This window comes from Mixta mediterraneensis (assembly GCF_030283135.1).
GTDB lineage: Bacteria > Pseudomonadota > Gammaproteobacteria > Enterobacterales > Enterobacteriaceae > Pantoea > Pantoea mediterraneensis.
In genome coordinates, this window is record NZ_JASUAZ010000020.1 from 1 (window position 1) to 15,160 (window position 15,160).

The window sequence follows — 15,160 nt, forward strand, 5'->3', positions numbered from 1 at the left end:
ACGCCAATGGCCACGTTACTTGATGGAAAACGGGTCTGGGCAGAAAAGAATCTGAACCAGATTTAATCTGACAGACACCTGTATAAATAACCGGTAACTGTCAGATCAGGTCTGAGCTAGTACAGCTGACGCTACCGTTCGCGCAACCCAACCTCTTCATACCGGGCGACAAACGCAACGCAGCCGTCGCCCGGTATGAAGAATTTAAAAAGGTTTATCTCCCAGCACCGTCGCCCGATGCATCACCCTTCTCGCTGGATAGTAATCCGCATTGGCATAATGCTGCGTCACACGGTTATCCCAAATCGCCACATCATTCGGCTGCCAGCGCCAGCGCACCTGAAACTCCGGCCTGGTCACATGCGCAAATAAAAATCCCAGCAGCGCCTCGCTCTCTTTCTCGCTCAAATCTACTATTCGCGTGGTAAAACCTTCATTAACAAACAGCGCTTTTTTGCCGCTCACCGGATGCGTACGAATAACCGGATGCTGCACTGGCGGGTGCTTCTCCACCGCTTGCTGCCAGCGCTGATGCTCTTCCTCAGACTTACGATATTTAAATTCCAGGAATGATTTTTTGAAATCGTGCTCGGCATGCAAACCGTCAAGCAAACTTTTGATCGGCGCAGACAGCGCTTCATAGGCTGCAATCCCACTGGTCCACAACGTATCACCGCCAAATTCCGGTAATACCTTTGACGCTAAAATCGCTATCGCAGGCGGTGTCTCGATAAAGGTAACGTCGGTGTGCCAGTTATCATTGTCAGGTGGATTATCCTGATGCGTATCCAGCACGATAATTTCTTCCACGCCTTCGGCATGTGGATACACCGGATGAATATGCAGATCGCCAAAGCGTATCGCCAGGGCGCGCTGTTGTTCAGGCGCCAACACCTGATCGCGCAAAAACAGCACCTGATGGCGCAGCAAGCCATGATAAAGCTGCTCAAACTGCGCATCGCTAAGCGGGCGAGCCAAATCAAGATTCGTCACTTGCGCACCAATGTACGGACCCAGCGCGTTGATGTTCAGACGTTCGTTCATGGTTGTTCTCCATTCCAGGGTGTCAGGCGGCGCTGTAACACGCGAAGCCCGAGCTCTAAGCTAAAGGCGATTAAAGCAATAACGGCAATACCAGCCAGCACCACATCGGTGGCGAGGAATTCTCCAGCTGACTGCACCATAAATCCAAGCCCACGCGTGGCAGCAATCAGTTCGGCAGCGACCAGCGTTGACCAGCCAACCCCTAAGCCAATACGTAGCCCGGTCAAAATCTCTGGCAAAGCCCCCGGCAAAATAACCCAGCGCAGGATCTGCCAGCGACTGGCTCCCAGCGCCTGGGCAGCACGAATACGCACCTGCTGTGCATTGCGAACGCCTGCCAGCGTTGATAGCGTGACCGGGGCGAATATCGCCAGGTAAATCAGCAGGATTTTCGAAGTTTCACCAATGCCAAACCAAATGACCATCAGCGGCAGATACGCCAGCGGGGGCACCGGGCGATACAGTTCAATCAGCGGATCGAGCAACCCGCGTATCGCCGGACTGAGGCCCATTGCGATGCCAACCGGAATGCCGATCGCCGCTGCGGCCAGCAGTGCAATCAGCATGCGCATCAGGCTGGCCGCCAGATGCTGCCACAGCGTGGCATCCATAAATCCTTGTGGGCTGGCGATGAGCAACAGCTTGCTCAGTACCTGCTGCGGCGAAGGCAAAAACAGGGGCGCAATCAGGCCAAGTGCCGTCACGCCCCACCATATCAGCAGCAGTATGCAGACACTTAGCAAGCTCAGGCTGAGCTGGGTAGAAAGCGGCCAGCGTAGGCGGCGTCGCGATGGTATCGTTTTATCATTGATCAATGCGCTCATACAAAAGCCTCCCGCTGCGCAAAAACACGGCTCAGCACATATTCACGCTGGGCGATAAACGTCGGATCGGATTTAATGCTGCGGCACGCTTCGCCGCTGGCAAAGCGCTGACCAAAATCAAGCCTGAGCCGCTCAACAACGCGGCCTGGGCCTGGAGACAGCAGAACCAGTTCGCTGGCAAGGAAAATCGCTTCTTCTATATCGTGAGTAATTAACAAAATCTGCTTGCCGCTATCACGCCATAACGTTAACAACAGGGTTTGCATCTGCTCGCGGGTGAAGGCATCGAGCGCGCCAAACGGTTCGTCCAGTAGCAGCAGTTGGGGATCGGCGGCCAACGCACGCGCGATACCCACGCGCTGGCGCTGACCACCGGAAAGCTGCCAAATCTGGCGCTTCTCCGCTCCTTCCAGCCCGACTTTTTTAATCAGTCGGCGCGCAATGATTTCGCGTTCCTGACGCGCCATGCCCGCCAGCTGCAAACCAAACGCAACGTTATCCAGCACGTTGCGCCATGGCAATAACCCTTCATGCTGAAATACCACGCCACGCTCTGCGCCCGGTCCGTTAATTACCTTGCCATCCAGCGTGATACTGCCAGATTCAACCGGCAGAAAGCCGGCAACCAGGTTGAGCAGCGTGGTTTTGCCACAGCCAGACGGGCCAAGTACAACCAGCAGCTCACTGTTATCCAGTTGCAGGTTGATGTCCTGCAAGACGGGTTGACCAGCGTAACGGGCATTAAGATGCGAAATGCGTAGCATGGTTGCTCCTTACCTGTGGGCTTACGGTTTGGCTAATGGCGCAACAAAACGCGTGGTGACAAAGCTGCTGTAATCGCTTTCTGCCTGCGGCACTTTCCCCTGCTCTTTCAGGAATTGCGCGGTATCAACAATTGCTGTGTTGACCGGCTTGCTCAGCTGCTCAACCTGCTGCTGTGCGGTGAGATAAGTGTTGCCTTTCACCAGACCGGGTATTTGCGCTGCCGGCACACCGCTCAGACGTGACAATTTATTCAGGTTATCCGGCTGCTTCAGCCATTGTTCAGGGTTAGCGATGTAGGTTTTTTGCGCCTCAAGCGCGCTGCGGGCAAAAGCCGTGACGATGTCAGGATGCTGCGCGGCGAAGTCTTTGCGCACCACCCACACGTCAAGGGTTGGCGATCCCCAACTTCCGACCTGTGAGGAATCAGTCAGCACTTTGCCCTCTTTCTCAAGCTGATTAACGGCGGGCGCCCAGACGTATGCACCATCAATATCGCCCCGTTGCCAGGCGGCAATAATGGCGGGAGGCTGGAGATTAACTAACTGCACCTGCGACGGCTTAATGCCCCAGTGCTTTAGCGCGGCCAGCAGGCTGTAATGGGTGGTGGAAATAAACGGAACGGCAATACGTTTACCGATCAGATCTTTCGGGCTGGCGATACTCTTTTTCACTACCAACGCTTCGGAATTGCCAAGCTGAGAAGCCAGCAGGAAAGCTTCAATCGGCAGCTGCTGCGTGGCTGCTACCGCTAACGGGCTGGAGCCGATATTACCAATCTGTACGTCGCCAGAGGCCAGTGCACGCAATACTCCCGCGCCGCTATCAAATTTGCGCCAGTCAACGGTTGCACCGCTTTCTCTGGCAAAGGTGTTATCTGCCTGTGCTACTTTGGCTGGTTCAGCCGAGGTTTGATACGCCACGGTGACATTCACCGCTTCTGCCTGAAAAGTCAGCAGTGCCAGTGCTGCTGCTAAAACTGTTAATCGTCGTTTCACTGCCATGATGCTGCACCCCAATTTTTTGCGATGCGGGCAGTTTCCCTGTAACGATTAATTTCACAAAGGAATTAAAAATTATCCCTAATAAAAATAAGTCCTTAGATCATCATCTGCAAAACTAAGAAGAAATTCGCAAATACAAAAGCAGTCAGAAAAGACGGGAAGCGTTGTCCTGAAAACGCGTTGAACGCGCTTCCCATGAGCTTAATGCCAGATTAATAATACGCAGGCGGCGGTTAACACCCCCATTGCTACATTGAAGAGGGTCCAGGCGCGTCGGCTGCGCAGAATACGGCCAATCAGGGTGCCAAAACCCATCCAGATCACCCCTGAAACCAGATTCACAATAAACATACCGATACTGATCGCCATCACCGAATGGCGATACGCCTCTCCCGCCAGACTGAAACTGGCCACCGCTCCCAGCGCCATCAGCCACGCTTTGGGATTGATCAATTGCAGCAACCCTCCTTGCCAGAAAGGCATCGGGGCGACACGAGCCGTATCGGTTTCCAGCTTTTCATAAGTCGCGGTCGCAATCTTCCATGCCAGCCATAGCAGATACAGGCTACCGGCAATCTTCAGAATTAAGTGCAGTGAAGGGTAAAGCAGGATTAAGCCACCCACTCCAAACGCCACCATCAATAGCATCACCTGCATGCCGATCATGATGCCGATCATCAAGGGAATGGTGCGCAGAAAGCCAAAATTGGCCCCTGAAGCGGTGAGTAACATATTATTAGGGCCTGGCGTGATCGCAGCGACCCAAAGAAAACCCAACATTGATAAAAAAAGACTCAGTTCCATGGAAATCGGGTGCTCCTCACCCCTGGCAAGCAAAAAACCTATCGAAGCTAGCAGTGTGATAGGGAACAGACAAGGCTTTACAACATGAAATTTATGGATGAGCAGCATGAGCGCTTTATCGCACTCGCTGGCTTCGGTAATCCGCATCTGCAAACCGTGCTACCACGCCTGCTGCGTCGCCATGTCACCTTGCAGCCGCACTGGCAGCGGCTGGATCTGCCGGACGGCGACTTTGTTGATTTGGCATGGAGCGAAGATCCACAACCGGTACAGCATAAGCCGCGCGTAGTGTTGTTTCATGGCCTGGAAGGCAGCTTTTATAGCCCTTATATACATGGGCTGATGGCGAGGTGTCAGGCACGCGGCTGGCTGGCGGTGGTGATGCATTTTCGTGGCTGCAGCGGCGAACCCAATCGACTCAACCGCATTTATCATTCAGGCGAAACGGAAGACGCTCGCTTTTTTTTGCAATGGCTGCGCACTCGCTGGGGCCGCGTTCCGACAGCGGCAGTAGGTTTTTCGCTGGGTGGCAATATGCTGGGTTGCCTGCTGGGTCAGCAAGGGGAGGATACCGCGCTGGATGCTAGTGTCATTGTTTCGGCGCCGCTGATGCTTGAACCCTGTAGCCTGCGGCTGGAGCAGGGATTTTCGCGCTTCTATCAATACTATTTGCTGGCTCAACTCAAAAAAAATGCTGAACGCAAGCTACGCGCATGGCCGGAAACGTTACCGGTGAATTTAACCCAACTCAAAGCGCTGCGCCGTCTGCGCGATTTTGATGATGCTATTACCGCACGCGCGCATGGCTTTGTGGATGCCGGCGACTATTATCGTCGCGCCAGCGCCTTGCCTCTATTAAATTCAGTACGTAAACCGCTGCTGATCATTCACGCCAAAGACGATCCGTTTATGAGTAGCGACGTGATCCCGCGAAAAAACCAATTATCTGCCACTATTACTTATCAAATGACGTCGCATGGCGGCCACGTTGGATTTGTTGGCGGTACGCTGTTCCAGCCACAACTGTGGCTGGAACAGCGCGTGCCACAATGGCTTTCACCTTTTTTGGATGGCTAATCTGTGATTATTCCCTGGCAAGAGGTTTCACCCGAAACCCTCGAAAATCTGATTGAAACCTTCGTGCTGCGCGAAGGAACCGACTATGGCGAGCATGAACGCAGCCTGGAAGACAAAGTCGCTGACGTACGCCGCCAGCTTGAGCGCGGCGAAGTGCTATTAGTGTGGTCCGAACTGCATGAAACGGTAAATATCATGCCGCGCAATGAATTTCGTGGCTAATGCGTTAACGAGGAATTCATGCTAACAATGCTCTTCGCCCGACCTCACAGGAAGCTTTTCTATGTCTGCCCGCCATCCAATTATCGCAGTGACCGGTTCCAGCGGAGCAGGAACCACTACCACCAGCCTCGCCTTCCGTAAGATTTTCCAGCAGTGGGATCTGCACGCGGCAGAACTTGAAGGCGATAGTTTTCATCGCTTCACGCGACCTGAAATGGACATGGCTATCCGCAAAGCGCGCGATCTGGGACGTCATGTCAGTTATTTCGGCCCCGAAGCCAATGATTTTGGTCTGCTGGAACAAACCTTTATTGAATATGGTAAAAGTGGTCAGGGTCAGTCGCGTAAATACCTGCATACCTATGACGAAGCGGTGCCGTGGAATCAGGTGCCCGGCACCTTTACGCCGTGGCAGCCACTGCCAGCCAATACCGATATTCTGTTTTATGAGGGGCTGCATGGCGGCGTGATGACCGCGCAACACAACGTGGCCGAAAACGTCGACTTGCTGGTTGGCGTAGTGCCGATTGTGAACCTGGAATGGATCCAAAAACTGGTACGTGATACCAGCGAGCGCGGCCATTCTCGTGAAGCCGTAATGGATTCGGTGGTGCGCTCAATGGAAGATTACATTAACTTCATCACGCCACAATTTTCTCGCACCCATATTAACTTCCAGCGCGTTCCCACTGTGGATACGTCAAATCCGTTTGCCGCACGCAGCATCCCGTCGCTGGATGAAAGCTTTGTGGTTATCCATTTCCAGGCGCTTGAAGATATTGATTTCCCCTATCTGCTGGCGATGTTGCAAGGATCGTTCATCTCGCATATCAATACCCTGGTTGTTCCGGGTGGCAAAATGGGGCTGGCGATGGAGTTAATTATGGGGCCGCTGGTCAAACGGCTCATGGAAGGCAAACGTATTGAATAAGGGGGGAGGCCACAAATCGGCCTCCGGCAACTACAGTTCTGTCACTTCATAACTGTGAGTGATTTCCACACCTTTACCTAACATAATCGCCACCGAGCAATACTTGTCGGCAGAAAGGTCAACAGCGCGCGCCACCGCTTTGTCAGCCAGCGCTTTGCCGCTCACAATAAAATGCAGATTAATATGGGTAAAAATACGCGGCGCTTCTTCGCGACGTTCGGAAGTGAGTTTGACTTCACACTCGACTACATCATTGCGGCCTTTCTGCAAAATGGACACCACATCAATCGCGCTGCATCCCCCTGCTGCCATCAGCACCATCTCCATCGGGCTGGGCGCTTTATCGCCAGCGTTACCGTCCATCACTACCTGATGGCCCGACGACGATTCGCCAAGAAATGTCAGACCTTCAACCCACTTCACTCTTGCCTGCATGATATAGCCTCCATAACCTGATCATTTGCGTCAGAGTACGCTTTCACCTGGTAAACAGCAATCCAGAGAAATCCGCCCTTTGCTGAAGCGAGACAACACAAGACAGTCGGCAAAAGCTGTGTTACAAACAGAGCTGAAAATATTTTTCGTCACCTGATGACGAAGCCGGGAAGAATTAAGCGCCATGCGCCAAATGCAGCCCGAATAATTTCCAGAATGGAAAATGCTTGAAGCTTTCATCGCCTGACAGGGAAATTGTCCCCTGTATTTTGGGCACGATTACAACAGAGGATAATAGCGAATGGTTCTCGGCAAACCGCAAACAGACCCTACACTCGAATGGTTCCTGTCCCATTGCCATATTCACAAATATCCATCCAAAAGTACGCTGATTCACCAAGGTGAAAAGGCTGAAACGCTTTACTACATCGTGAAAGGTTCCGTTGCGGTTCTGATCAAAGATGAAGAAGGCAAAGAGATGATTCTCTCCTATTTGAATCAAGGCGATTTTATTGGCGAGCTTGGCCTGTTTGAAGAAGGTCAGGAACGTAGCGCCTGGGTACGTGCGAAAACCGCGTGCGAAGTGGCAGAAATTTCCTACAAGAAATTTCGTCAGTTGATTCAGGTAAACCCGGATATTTTGATGCGACTGTCGTCGCAGATGGCGCGTCGCTTACAGGTAACGTCAGAAAAAGTGGGTAACCTCGCTTTCCTTGACGTTACCGGACGCATTGCGCAAACGCTGCTTAATCTGGCCAAACAGCCAGACGCCATGACGCATCCCGACGGCATGCAAATTAAAATTACTCGTCAGGAAATTGGCCAAATCGTTGGTTGCTCACGTGAAACCGTGGGCCGTATTTTGAAGATGCTGGAAGATCAGAACCTGATCTCAGCACACGGCAAAACCATCGTCGTTTACGGCACCCGCTAATTCCTGTCACTCCCGGCGTGATGGCAACATCACGCCGTTATTATTTGCGCTGAGCTGATGTGGCGTCGAATCATCTATCATCCGGAAATTAACTACGCCCTGCGGCAGACGCTGGTCCTTTGCGTGCCCGTTGCACTCGGCTGGCTGTTTGGCGATCTGCAAAAGGGACTGCTGTTCTCGCTGGTGCCTGCCTGCTGCAATATTGCTGGCCTCGATACTCCCCATAAACGCTTCTTTAAGCGCCTGATTGTCGGCGGCAGCCTGTTTGCGCTCGGCAGTTTTCTTATGCAGTTTCTGACACTGAAAGGCGTTCCGCTACCCGCCATTCTGCTTGTCATACCCTTATTGCTCGGCGTGACGGGTGAAATCAGCCCGCTTCATGGGCGTTTACTGCCCGGTTCGCTAATTGCCGCCATTTTCACACTGAGCCTGATGGGACGTATGCCGATGTATGTTCCGCCGTTGCTCTATATTGGCGGTACGCTGTGGTACGGCCTGTTCAACTGGTTTTGGTTCTGGCTGTGGAAAGAGCAGCCGATGCGTGAAAGCCTGAGTCTGGTCTATCGCGAGCTGGCCGATTACTGCGACGCGAAATACACGCTACTGACGCAATTCGTCGATCCAGAAAAAGCGTTGCCGCCGCTGCTGGCGCGTCAACAAAAAGTGGTCGATCTGATTAACATCTGTTATCAACAGATGCATATGTTGTCGGCCAATGGCGATGAAAGCCATAAACGCCTGAAGCGTTCCTTTCAGGTTGCATTGGATTTGCAGGAGCATATCTCTGTCAGCCTGCATCAACCGGAAGAGGTGCAAAAGCTGGTGGAGCAGAGTCATGCGGAAGCGGTGATCCGCTGGAATGCCAGAACCATTTCGTCCCGGCTTCGGGTGCTGGCGGATAACATTCTTTATCATCAACTGCCCGACCGCTTTGCCATGGATAAACAGCTCGGCGCGCTGGAAAAAATTGCACGCCAGCACCCTGATAACCCGGTCGGTAACTTTTGTCTTTATCATTTCAACCGTATCGCGCGCGTCCTGCGCACGCAAAAACCACTCTATCAGCGCGACCTGATGGCCGATCGTCAGCGTCACCTGCCGCTGTTGCCCGCCCTGCGTAGTTATCTGAATTTCAAGTCTGCTGCACTGCGCACTGCTGGCCGCTTTGCCGTTATGCTGATGTTGGGCAGCGCACTGGCCATGTTTTTCAATATTCCTAAACCTTACTGGATTCTGATGACCATTATGTTCGTGAGTCAGAATAGCTACAGCGCTACGCGGGTACGCATTCAACACCGCGCGCTCGGCACATTTGCCGGTTTAGTGATTGCCGCTGCCACTTTGCGCTTCGCCGTACCGGAATCGCTGGTGCTGCTTATCATGCTCGTTATCACCTTCGTCAGTTACCTGTTTACCCGTAAATTTTATGGCTGGGCGACCATTGGTTTTACCGTCACAGCGGTATATTCACTGCAACCGCTGTCGCTGAATGGCGCACAGTTCCTGCTACCACGACTGATGGATACCCTGATGGGTTGCCTGATCGCCTTTGGTGGCATGGTGTGGCTTTGGCCACAGTGGCAAAGCGGCTTGCTGCGCCAGAACGCGCATGATGCGCTGGAAACGTATCAGGATGCACTACGCATGTTGCTTGGCCCGGAACAGTCAGCTGAAAAGCTGGCTTATCAGCGCGTACTGGTCAATCAGGCACACAATGCACTCTTTAACTCGCTGAATCAGGCGATGCAGGAGCCGGGTTTCAACTCTCAATATTTGAAAGATATGCGAATGTGGGTAACGCATAGCCAGTTCATTGTAGAACACATCAACGCCATGACCATTCTCGCGCGCGAGCATACTATGCTGACACCCGCGCTGGCGGAACGCTATTTACAGTCGTGCGAGATTGCATTGCAACGCTGCCAGCAGCGGCTGGAATATGACGGTAACGGTTCACAAACCAACGTGCTACAGGAGGCGGAAAATATCAATGAAGGGCCGATTACGGTTGTGGAGCAGCATGTAAAACGCATTTTGGGACACCTGAATGTGATGCATACCATTTCGTCTCTGGCATGGAGCCAGCGGCCACAACATGGTCGCTGGCTGGTCAGGCATTTAAGAAAAAGCTAAATCAGGCGCTAAGCACCTTCTCCACCGCTTTGGCAAAGCGCTGCATACCTTCGGCAATCACGTCTGGTTCAATGACCAGCGACGGCGCGAAACGGATCACATCCGTCCCCGCAACCAGAATCATTACGCCTTCTGCCGCAGCGGCATGCAGAATATCGCGCGTCTTACCTGCATGCTGCGGTTTCAGCGCCGCGCCAATTAGCAGACCTTTACCACGAATATCAGAGAACAGATCCTGCTGAGCATCAAGGGCTTTCAGCGCTTCGACAAATTGCTGACGACGGGTCTCTACGCCTTGTAACACCTCCGGCGTATTGATGATGTCCAGCGCCGTTTCGGCAATCGCACACGCCAGCGGGTTGCCGCCGTAAGTCGTACCATGTACGCCTGGCGCCATGGTAGAAGCAACTTCATTGGTAGTCAGCATCGCACTTACCGGGAAACCGCCGCCCAGCGCTTTTGCTGAGGTCAGAATATCCGGCATCACGCCGTAATGTTCATAGGCAAACAGTTTACCGCTGCGTCCCATGCCGCTTTGCACTTCGTCCAGCACCAGCAGCGCCTGATACTGATCGCACAGTTCGCGCAGACCTTGCATAAATTCCTGCGTCGCCGGCATCACCCCGCCTTCGCCCTGAATCGGCTCAACCACGATGGCACAGGTGTGATCATCAATAACGGCTTTTACTGCATCCAGATCGTTGAAGGGGACATGCACAATATCTGCGGGCTTTGGACCAAAGCCGTCCGAATATTTTGGCTGCCCACCAACCGACACGGTGAACAGCGTGCGGCCATGAAAAGCATTATGGAAAGCGATAATTTTGCTTTTGAACGGACTGTGCCGTTTGTAAGCGTAATAACGCGCCAGCTTAAACGCGGCTTCGTTTGCTTCTGCGCCTGAATTTGCAAAGAACACGCGCTCAGCAAAAGTGGCATGGATTAATTTACTGGCAAGCCGCAGCGCCGGTTCGTTAGTGAACACGTTGCTGGTATGCCACAGCGTTTCGCCCTGGCTTTTCAGGGTTTCTACCAGCGACGAGTGACAATGGCCCAACGCGGTGACCGCGATCCCGCCAGAGAAATCGATATATTCTTTGCCTTGCTGATCCCATACGCGGCTGCCCTTGCCTTTCACCGGCACGAACTGTGCCGGTGCATAAACAGGCAAAATGACGTTATCGAATGTTTCCCGCGTTACCGCAATTTTTTCCGCTGCCATTGACGACCTCATTTGATTAGCTGTTGAGCCAATGCGAGATAATAATCATAAAATATGCATAAAAAATCAATTAAAGGCAAACATAACTTTACTGATTAAGGAAATTGCGCAGCAGCTGATGGCCTTGCTCGCTAAGAATACTCTCGGGGTGGAACTGCACGCCTTCCAGCGCCAGGGTTTTATGACGGAATCCCATAATTTCATCCAGTTGTCCGTCGCGCAGACTCCAGGCGGTGATTTCAAAATCATCCGGCAAGGTATCGCGCTGCACGATTAACGAATGATAGCGCGTAACGGTAAGTGGATTGTTCAGGTTGCGGAATACGCCGCGGTTGGTGTGCTGAATCGCAGACGTTTTACCGTGCATCACCTGACGCGCACCCGTCACTTTCGCGCCATACGCCTGCGCAATGGCCTGATGACCAAGACAAACACCAAGCACCGGTATGCGTCCGGCAAAATGGCGAATGGCTGCCAGCGAAATGCCAGATTCATCCGGCGTGCACGGCCCAGGGGAAATAACCAGGTGCGTCAACGGTAAGGCGTTCATCTCTTCCAGCGTGATGGCATCGTTTCGCACAACGCGAACTTCCGTGCCAAACTCGCAAAAATACTGGTAGAGATTCCAGGTGAACGAGTCGTAATTGTCGATAAGCAGCAGCATAGCCCATCCAGAGTGGTTGAAAGCGCCGCCATTCTACGCTTTTACCCCGCTTCGCTCACTATTTTCGCAAATACCTGTTCAAGCCGTTTCAAATCACCGGAAGCGCCAGCCTGATTTGCGGCAGCCCAGTTTTCCGTCTCAACCTTACCCCAGTCGAGCAAAAACCCCGCATGCAGCGCCAGCTGTTCGAAGAAGATGCGCTGGGCGCGACCATTGCCTTCACGGAACGGATGCAACATATTGATTTCGCAATAGTAGTGTGCGATACGCTGTACAAACTGTTCCGCCCCCAGATCGGCTAAACCTTTCTCTTCTTCCAGCGCGCTCATCAGCGTATTGCCCTCTTTTTCGATATATTCAAAATGGCAAAACGGCATATCGTCGCGCCAGATATCGATGGTTCGTAACTCCCCGGCCCAGCTATAGACATCCTGGAAAAGGGTACGATGAATATGGCAAAGATAAGGCAGGCCCAGGGTACTTGCGCCCAGTTCAAGCGTGGCAAGGCGTGTAGCGCTGAAGCTTAACTCCGCTTTACGCAGCTGAACGGCATCATAAATATCAAGGCGATTTTTCAACACATCCTCGTTGTGCCACAGGTAGGGATCGCGGATAACGGCAGCGTTATTGGCCATACTGTCTCCTCAGCGATTCCAGTCGCGTCTGAGCATCTTCGCCTTTTAGTGCGGGTTCATTTAGCACTAAGCCTTCCAGCCGACAGCTGGCCTGATAGCAGGCTGCGCGCCGCTGTTGCCAGAGCGTCGATTTTTGTTTCTCGGTGAGTTTGTTTGCCATGTCGCCTCCTGGCTGCGTTTTGCCCTAAGTATAAGAGCAAAATTTTCCTTTGCCGGAGGCGTGGCAATATTCGCCATCTGTCGATGGCGTTAGAAGTGTTAAGGCAGAACTTTTGCAGAAAGGATAACGACCGGTTTTGTTGGCACATTCTGGTATGGACCAACGTCTTTGGTTGGGACCTGAGAAATCTTATCTGCCACTTCAATCCCTTTCACTATTTTACCAAATACCGCATAACCAAAATCACGCTGACCGTGATCAAGGAAAGCGTTATCTGCCACGTTCAGGAAAAACTGGCTGGTAGCGCTGTCTTTATCTGCTGTACGCGCCATAGAAATGGTACCGCGCAGATTACGCAGGCCATTGTCTGCTTCATTTTTAACAGGCGCGTTGGTCTGCTTCTGTTGCATATCAGTCGTAAAACCGCCGCCCTGAATCATAAAACCAGGGATCACGCGATGGAAAATAGTGTTGTTGTAGAAACCACTATTTACATAATCAACGAAATTTTTCACTGTAACCGGCGCTTTTTGATCGTTCAGTTCGAGTTCGATATTACCGGCAGAAGTGGTAAGCAGAATGTGTGTATCGCCTTTAGCGGCTAATGCCGAGGCAGAAACCGAGGAGAGCGCTAACAGGGCAACTGCCGCTGTCAAAGTACGTTTAAACATAAAAGATTCCTTACCTTGGAGAGCGAGCTCAAAACGAGATTGATTGTAAAGAGCATGTATTCTAAGAGCCAGCGTTTTACCTTTATTTACGTGCGCATTAACGAAACGGTGTAATCGATAAACGCCGGACATTAATTGATTGAAATCACATTAATAGTGAAATAATAGATCCAGATTTTCATTGATTGTTTATTAAGGGCACCGTTCCGTTTACACTTTCTCACACTTTTACCGACCTTCCGGTATTTAACAGGTGCAGAAATATGACAAACCGAAATCGTTTAGGCCTTACCTGGATCAGCTTTTTTTCTTATGCGCTTACCGGCGCGCTGGTGATCGTTACCGGCATGGTAATGGGTGATATTGCGAAAGATTTCCAGATCCCCATCTCCAGCATGAGTAACACTTTTACTTTTCTTAATGCCGGTATTCTGGCGGCGGTTTTCCTTAATGCCTGGTTGATGGTCATCGTACCCCTTAAACGCCAGCTGATCTTTGGCTTTGTCTTAATGATACTGGCGGTAGCAGGTCTGATGACCAGCCGCGATCTAAGCATCTTCTCGCTGTGTATGTTCGTACTGGGCGTGGTCAGCGGTATCACCATGTCGATTGGCACTTTCCTGATTACACATATATATGAAGGTCGCCAGCGAGGCTCACGCCTGTTGTTTACCGACTCCTTTTTTAGCATGGCCGGCACACTGTTCCCGGTGCTGGCAGGCATCCTGCTGGCACGCCAGTTGCCCTGGTATTGGGTCTACGCCTGTATTGGCGTCATTTACGTCGCGATTTTTGTGCTGACGCTGCTGGTAGAATTTCCGGTCCTGAGTAAACCAGAAAACAGCCCAACGGTAGAAAAAGAGAAGTGGGGCGTTGGCGTGCTGTTCCTGTCGATTGCCGCGCTGTGCTATATCCTGGGTCAACTCGGCTTTATTTCCTGGGTGCCGGAATACGCGACCAAAACCATGGGCATGGATATTGCCAGCGCGGGTCAGCTGGTCGGTAATTTCTGGACCGCCTATATGATCGGCATGTGGGTGTTCAGCTTCCTGCTGCGTTTCTTCGATTTGCAACGCATTCTGATGGTTCTGACCGGCCTCGCCACGGTATTGATGTACTGGTTTGTCCGCAGCAACGATGCCGGTATGCTGAGCTGGATCATCATGACACTAGGCTTCAGCTCCAGCGCGATTTACACCACCATCATTACGCTTGGTTCGCTGCAAACCAAAGTCTCGTCGCCAAAGCTGGTGAATTTTATCCTGACCTGCGGCACAGTCGGCACTATGTTAACTTTCGTGGTAACCGGACCGATTGTTGAGAAGAGCAGCGTGCACGCTGCACTGTTTACCGCTAACGGTTTGTATGCGGTGGTGTTCATTATGTGTGTGCTGCTTGGTTTTGTGTCTAAGCATCGCCAGCATGGTCACGTCACGCATTAATCCTTTCGGGCGGCGCTGCGGCGCGCCCTCTTCCTTCAACCTTTGGCATCCTTCCCTCTTTTTCCTGCCGGTAGATGGCATATTGCGCCGGTTGGAAGCCCAGATAAACGCTGACAGACCACCGCTGCAGGAACAGCCGCGTTATAGTAACGGGCGCTTCAGTAGAACATGAGCGCTTACAGCCCGCACGCTTCAG

At 52.2% G+C, this 15,160-nt stretch carries 17 protein-coding genes; 6 read left to right on the forward strand and 11 right to left on the reverse strand.

Annotated features, from left to right (window positions below; translation table 11 throughout):
• Window positions 1-204 precede the first annotated feature (204 nt).
• The 5 genes from tauD to QRY16_RS12980 form a co-directional block, all read right to left on the reverse strand.
• Window positions 205-1,044 (reverse strand): taurine dioxygenase, encoded by an 840-nt coding sequence (tauD, locus tag QRY16_RS12960; protein ID WP_289776880.1) that lies wholly within the window; start codon window positions 1,042-1,044, stop codon window positions 205-207.
• Window positions 1,041-1,868, reverse strand: coding sequence for a taurine ABC transporter permease TauC (tauC, locus tag QRY16_RS12965; RefSeq protein ID WP_193405623.1), 828 nt, complete (start codon window positions 1,866-1,868; stop codon window positions 1,041-1,043). Before tauC ends, tauD begins: the two co-directional genes overlap by 4 nt.
• Window positions 1,865-2,632 carry a taurine ABC transporter ATP-binding subunit gene (gene tauB / locus QRY16_RS12970; RefSeq protein WP_193405622.1) on the reverse strand — a complete coding sequence of 256 codons (768 nt, stop codon included), beginning with the start codon at window positions 2,630-2,632 and terminating at the stop codon, window positions 1,865-1,867. The genes tauC and tauB overlap by 4 nt, the downstream gene beginning before the upstream one ends.
• A gap of 21 nt (window positions 2,633-2,653) precedes the next feature.
• A complete protein-coding gene (gene tauA / locus QRY16_RS12975; RefSeq protein ID WP_193405621.1) occupies window positions 2,654-3,634 on the reverse strand; it encodes a taurine ABC transporter substrate-binding protein in 981 nt (326 codons plus the stop codon).
• A 201-nt stretch (window positions 3,635-3,835) separates the two neighbouring features.
• Window positions 3,836-4,438, reverse strand: coding sequence for a LysE family translocator (locus QRY16_RS12980; protein ID WP_289776881.1), 603 nt, complete (start codon window positions 4,436-4,438; stop codon window positions 3,836-3,838).
• 84 nt (window positions 4,439-4,522) lie between these two features.
• On the opposite strand from QRY16_RS12980, the gene QRY16_RS12985 reads away from it, so the two are divergent.
• The 3 genes from QRY16_RS12985 to QRY16_RS12995 all read left to right on the forward strand — a co-directional run bounded on the left by QRY16_RS12985 (window position 4,523) and on the right by QRY16_RS12995 (window position 6,668).
• A complete protein-coding gene (locus QRY16_RS12985) occupies window positions 4,523-5,515 on the forward strand; it encodes a hydrolase (protein WP_289776882.1) in 993 nt (330 codons plus the stop codon).
• Between the two features lie 3 nt (window positions 5,516-5,518).
• Complete coding sequence (locus tag QRY16_RS12990; protein ID WP_193405618.1) at window positions 5,519-5,737, forward strand: YheU family protein; 219 nt, start codon at window positions 5,519-5,521, stop codon at window positions 5,735-5,737.
• Between the two features lie 61 nt (window positions 5,738-5,798).
• Window positions 5,799-6,668 (forward strand): phosphoribulokinase, encoded by an 870-nt coding sequence (locus QRY16_RS12995; protein WP_193405617.1) that lies wholly within the window; start codon window positions 5,799-5,801, stop codon window positions 6,666-6,668.
• A 30-nt stretch (window positions 6,669-6,698) separates the two neighbouring features.
• Here QRY16_RS12995 and QRY16_RS13000 read toward each other — a convergent pair whose 3' ends face one another.
• Entirely contained in the window at window positions 6,699-7,103 is a 405-nt protein-coding gene (locus QRY16_RS13000; protein WP_193405616.1) for an OsmC family protein, read from the reverse strand.
• Window positions 7,104-7,404: 301 nt separating this feature from the next.
• Here QRY16_RS13000 and crp point away from each other — a divergent pair, with 301 nt between their 5' ends.
• Together crp and QRY16_RS13010 are read left to right on the forward strand one after the other, a co-directional pair.
• A complete protein-coding gene (gene crp, locus QRY16_RS13005; protein ID WP_000242758.1) occupies window positions 7,405-8,037 on the forward strand; it encodes a cAMP-activated global transcriptional regulator CRP in 633 nt (210 codons plus the stop codon).
• 57 nt (window positions 8,038-8,094) lie between these two features.
• Window positions 8,095-10,170 (forward strand): YccS/YhfK family putative transporter, encoded by a 2,076-nt coding sequence (locus QRY16_RS13010; protein ID WP_289776883.1) that lies wholly within the window; start codon window positions 8,095-8,097, stop codon window positions 10,168-10,170.
• Window position 10,171: 1 nt separating this feature from the next.
• Here the strand turns inward: QRY16_RS13010 and argD are convergent, their stop codons facing one another.
• The 5 genes from argD to ppiA all read right to left on the reverse strand — a co-directional run bounded on the left by argD (window position 10,172) and on the right by ppiA (window position 13,522).
• A complete protein-coding gene (argD, locus tag QRY16_RS13015) occupies window positions 10,172-11,392 on the reverse strand; it encodes a bifunctional acetylornithine/succinyldiaminopimelate transaminase (RefSeq protein ID WP_289776884.1) in 1,221 nt (406 codons plus the stop codon).
• An 88-nt stretch (window positions 11,393-11,480) separates the two neighbouring features.
• Entirely contained in the window at window positions 11,481-12,056 is a 576-nt protein-coding gene (locus tag QRY16_RS13020) for an aminodeoxychorismate/anthranilate synthase component II (protein ID WP_289776885.1), read from the reverse strand.
• A 41-nt stretch (window positions 12,057-12,097) separates the two neighbouring features.
• On the reverse strand, window positions 12,098-12,691 hold the full coding sequence (locus QRY16_RS13025; RefSeq protein ID WP_289776886.1) for a putative adenosine monophosphate-protein transferase Fic: 594 nt from the start codon (window positions 12,689-12,691) through the stop codon (window positions 12,098-12,100).
• On the reverse strand, window positions 12,681-12,851 hold the full coding sequence (locus QRY16_RS13030; protein ID WP_193405611.1) for a FicA/YhfG family antitoxin: 171 nt from the start codon (window positions 12,849-12,851) through the stop codon (window positions 12,681-12,683). The genes QRY16_RS13025 and QRY16_RS13030 overlap by 11 nt, the downstream gene beginning before the upstream one ends.
• Before the next feature lie 98 nt (window positions 12,852-12,949).
• The gene (gene ppiA / locus QRY16_RS13035) at window positions 12,950-13,522 is read right to left on the reverse strand and encodes a peptidylprolyl isomerase A (RefSeq protein ID WP_193405610.1); all 573 of its coding nucleotides are present in this window, start codon (window positions 13,520-13,522) and stop codon (window positions 12,950-12,952) included.
• A gap of 263 nt (window positions 13,523-13,785) precedes the next feature.
• Here ppiA and tsgA point away from each other — a divergent pair, with 263 nt between their 5' ends.
• On the forward strand, window positions 13,786-14,964 hold the full coding sequence (tsgA, locus tag QRY16_RS13040) for an MFS transporter TsgA (RefSeq protein ID WP_193405609.1): 1,179 nt from the start codon (window positions 13,786-13,788) through the stop codon (window positions 14,962-14,964).
• The last annotated feature ends 196 nt before the right edge of the window (window positions 14,965-15,160 follow it).

Bases quoted from the DNA above. Each gene is read 5' to 3' on its own strand.
- QRY16_RS13020 (WP_289776885.1), bottom strand. From the start codon at position 12,056: ATGCTGCTGCTTATCGACAATTACGACTCGTTCACCTGGAATCTCTAC.
- tsgA (WP_193405609.1), top strand. From the start codon at position 13,786: ATGACAAACCGAAATCGTTTAGGCCTTACCTGGATCAGCTTTTTTTCT.
- tauA (WP_193405621.1), bottom strand. From the start codon at position 3,634: ATGGCAGTGAAACGACGATTAACAGTTTTAGCAGCAGCACTGGCACTG.
- QRY16_RS12995 (WP_193405617.1), top strand. From the start codon at position 5,799: ATGTCTGCCCGCCATCCAATTATCGCAGTGACCGGTTCCAGCGGAGCA.
- QRY16_RS12980 (WP_289776881.1), bottom strand. From the start codon at position 4,438: ATGGAACTGAGTCTTTTTTTATCAATGTTGGGTTTTCTTTGGGTCGCT.
- QRY16_RS13010 (WP_289776883.1), top strand. From the start codon at position 8,095: ATGTGGCGTCGAATCATCTATCATCCGGAAATTAACTACGCCCTGCGG.
- QRY16_RS13025 (WP_289776886.1), bottom strand. From the start codon at position 12,691: ATGGCCAATAACGCTGCCGTTATCCGCGATCCCTACCTGTGGCACAAC.
- tauD (WP_289776880.1), bottom strand. From the start codon at position 1,044: ATGAACGAACGTCTGAACATCAACGCGCTGGGTCCGTACATTGGTGCG.
- QRY16_RS12985 (WP_289776882.1), top strand. From the start codon at position 4,523: ATGAAATTTATGGATGAGCAGCATGAGCGCTTTATCGCACTCGCTGGC.
- argD (WP_289776884.1), bottom strand. From the start codon at position 11,392: ATGGCAGCGGAAAAAATTGCGGTAACGCGGGAAACATTCGATAACGTC.
- tauB (WP_193405622.1), bottom strand. From the start codon at position 2,632: ATGCTACGCATTTCGCATCTTAATGCCCGTTACGCTGGTCAACCCGTC.
- QRY16_RS13030 (WP_193405611.1), bottom strand. From the start codon at position 12,851: ATGGCAAACAAACTCACCGAGAAACAAAAATCGACGCTCTGGCAACAG.
- crp (WP_000242758.1), top strand. From the start codon at position 7,405: ATGGTTCTCGGCAAACCGCAAACAGACCCTACACTCGAATGGTTCCTG.
- ppiA (WP_193405610.1), bottom strand. From the start codon at position 13,522: ATGTTTAAACGTACTTTGACAGCGGCAGTTGCCCTGTTAGCGCTCTCC.
- tauC (WP_193405623.1), bottom strand. From the start codon at position 1,868: ATGAGCGCATTGATCAATGATAAAACGATACCATCGCGACGCCGCCTA.
- QRY16_RS13000 (WP_193405616.1), bottom strand. From the start codon at position 7,103: ATGCAGGCAAGAGTGAAGTGGGTTGAAGGTCTGACATTTCTTGGCGAA.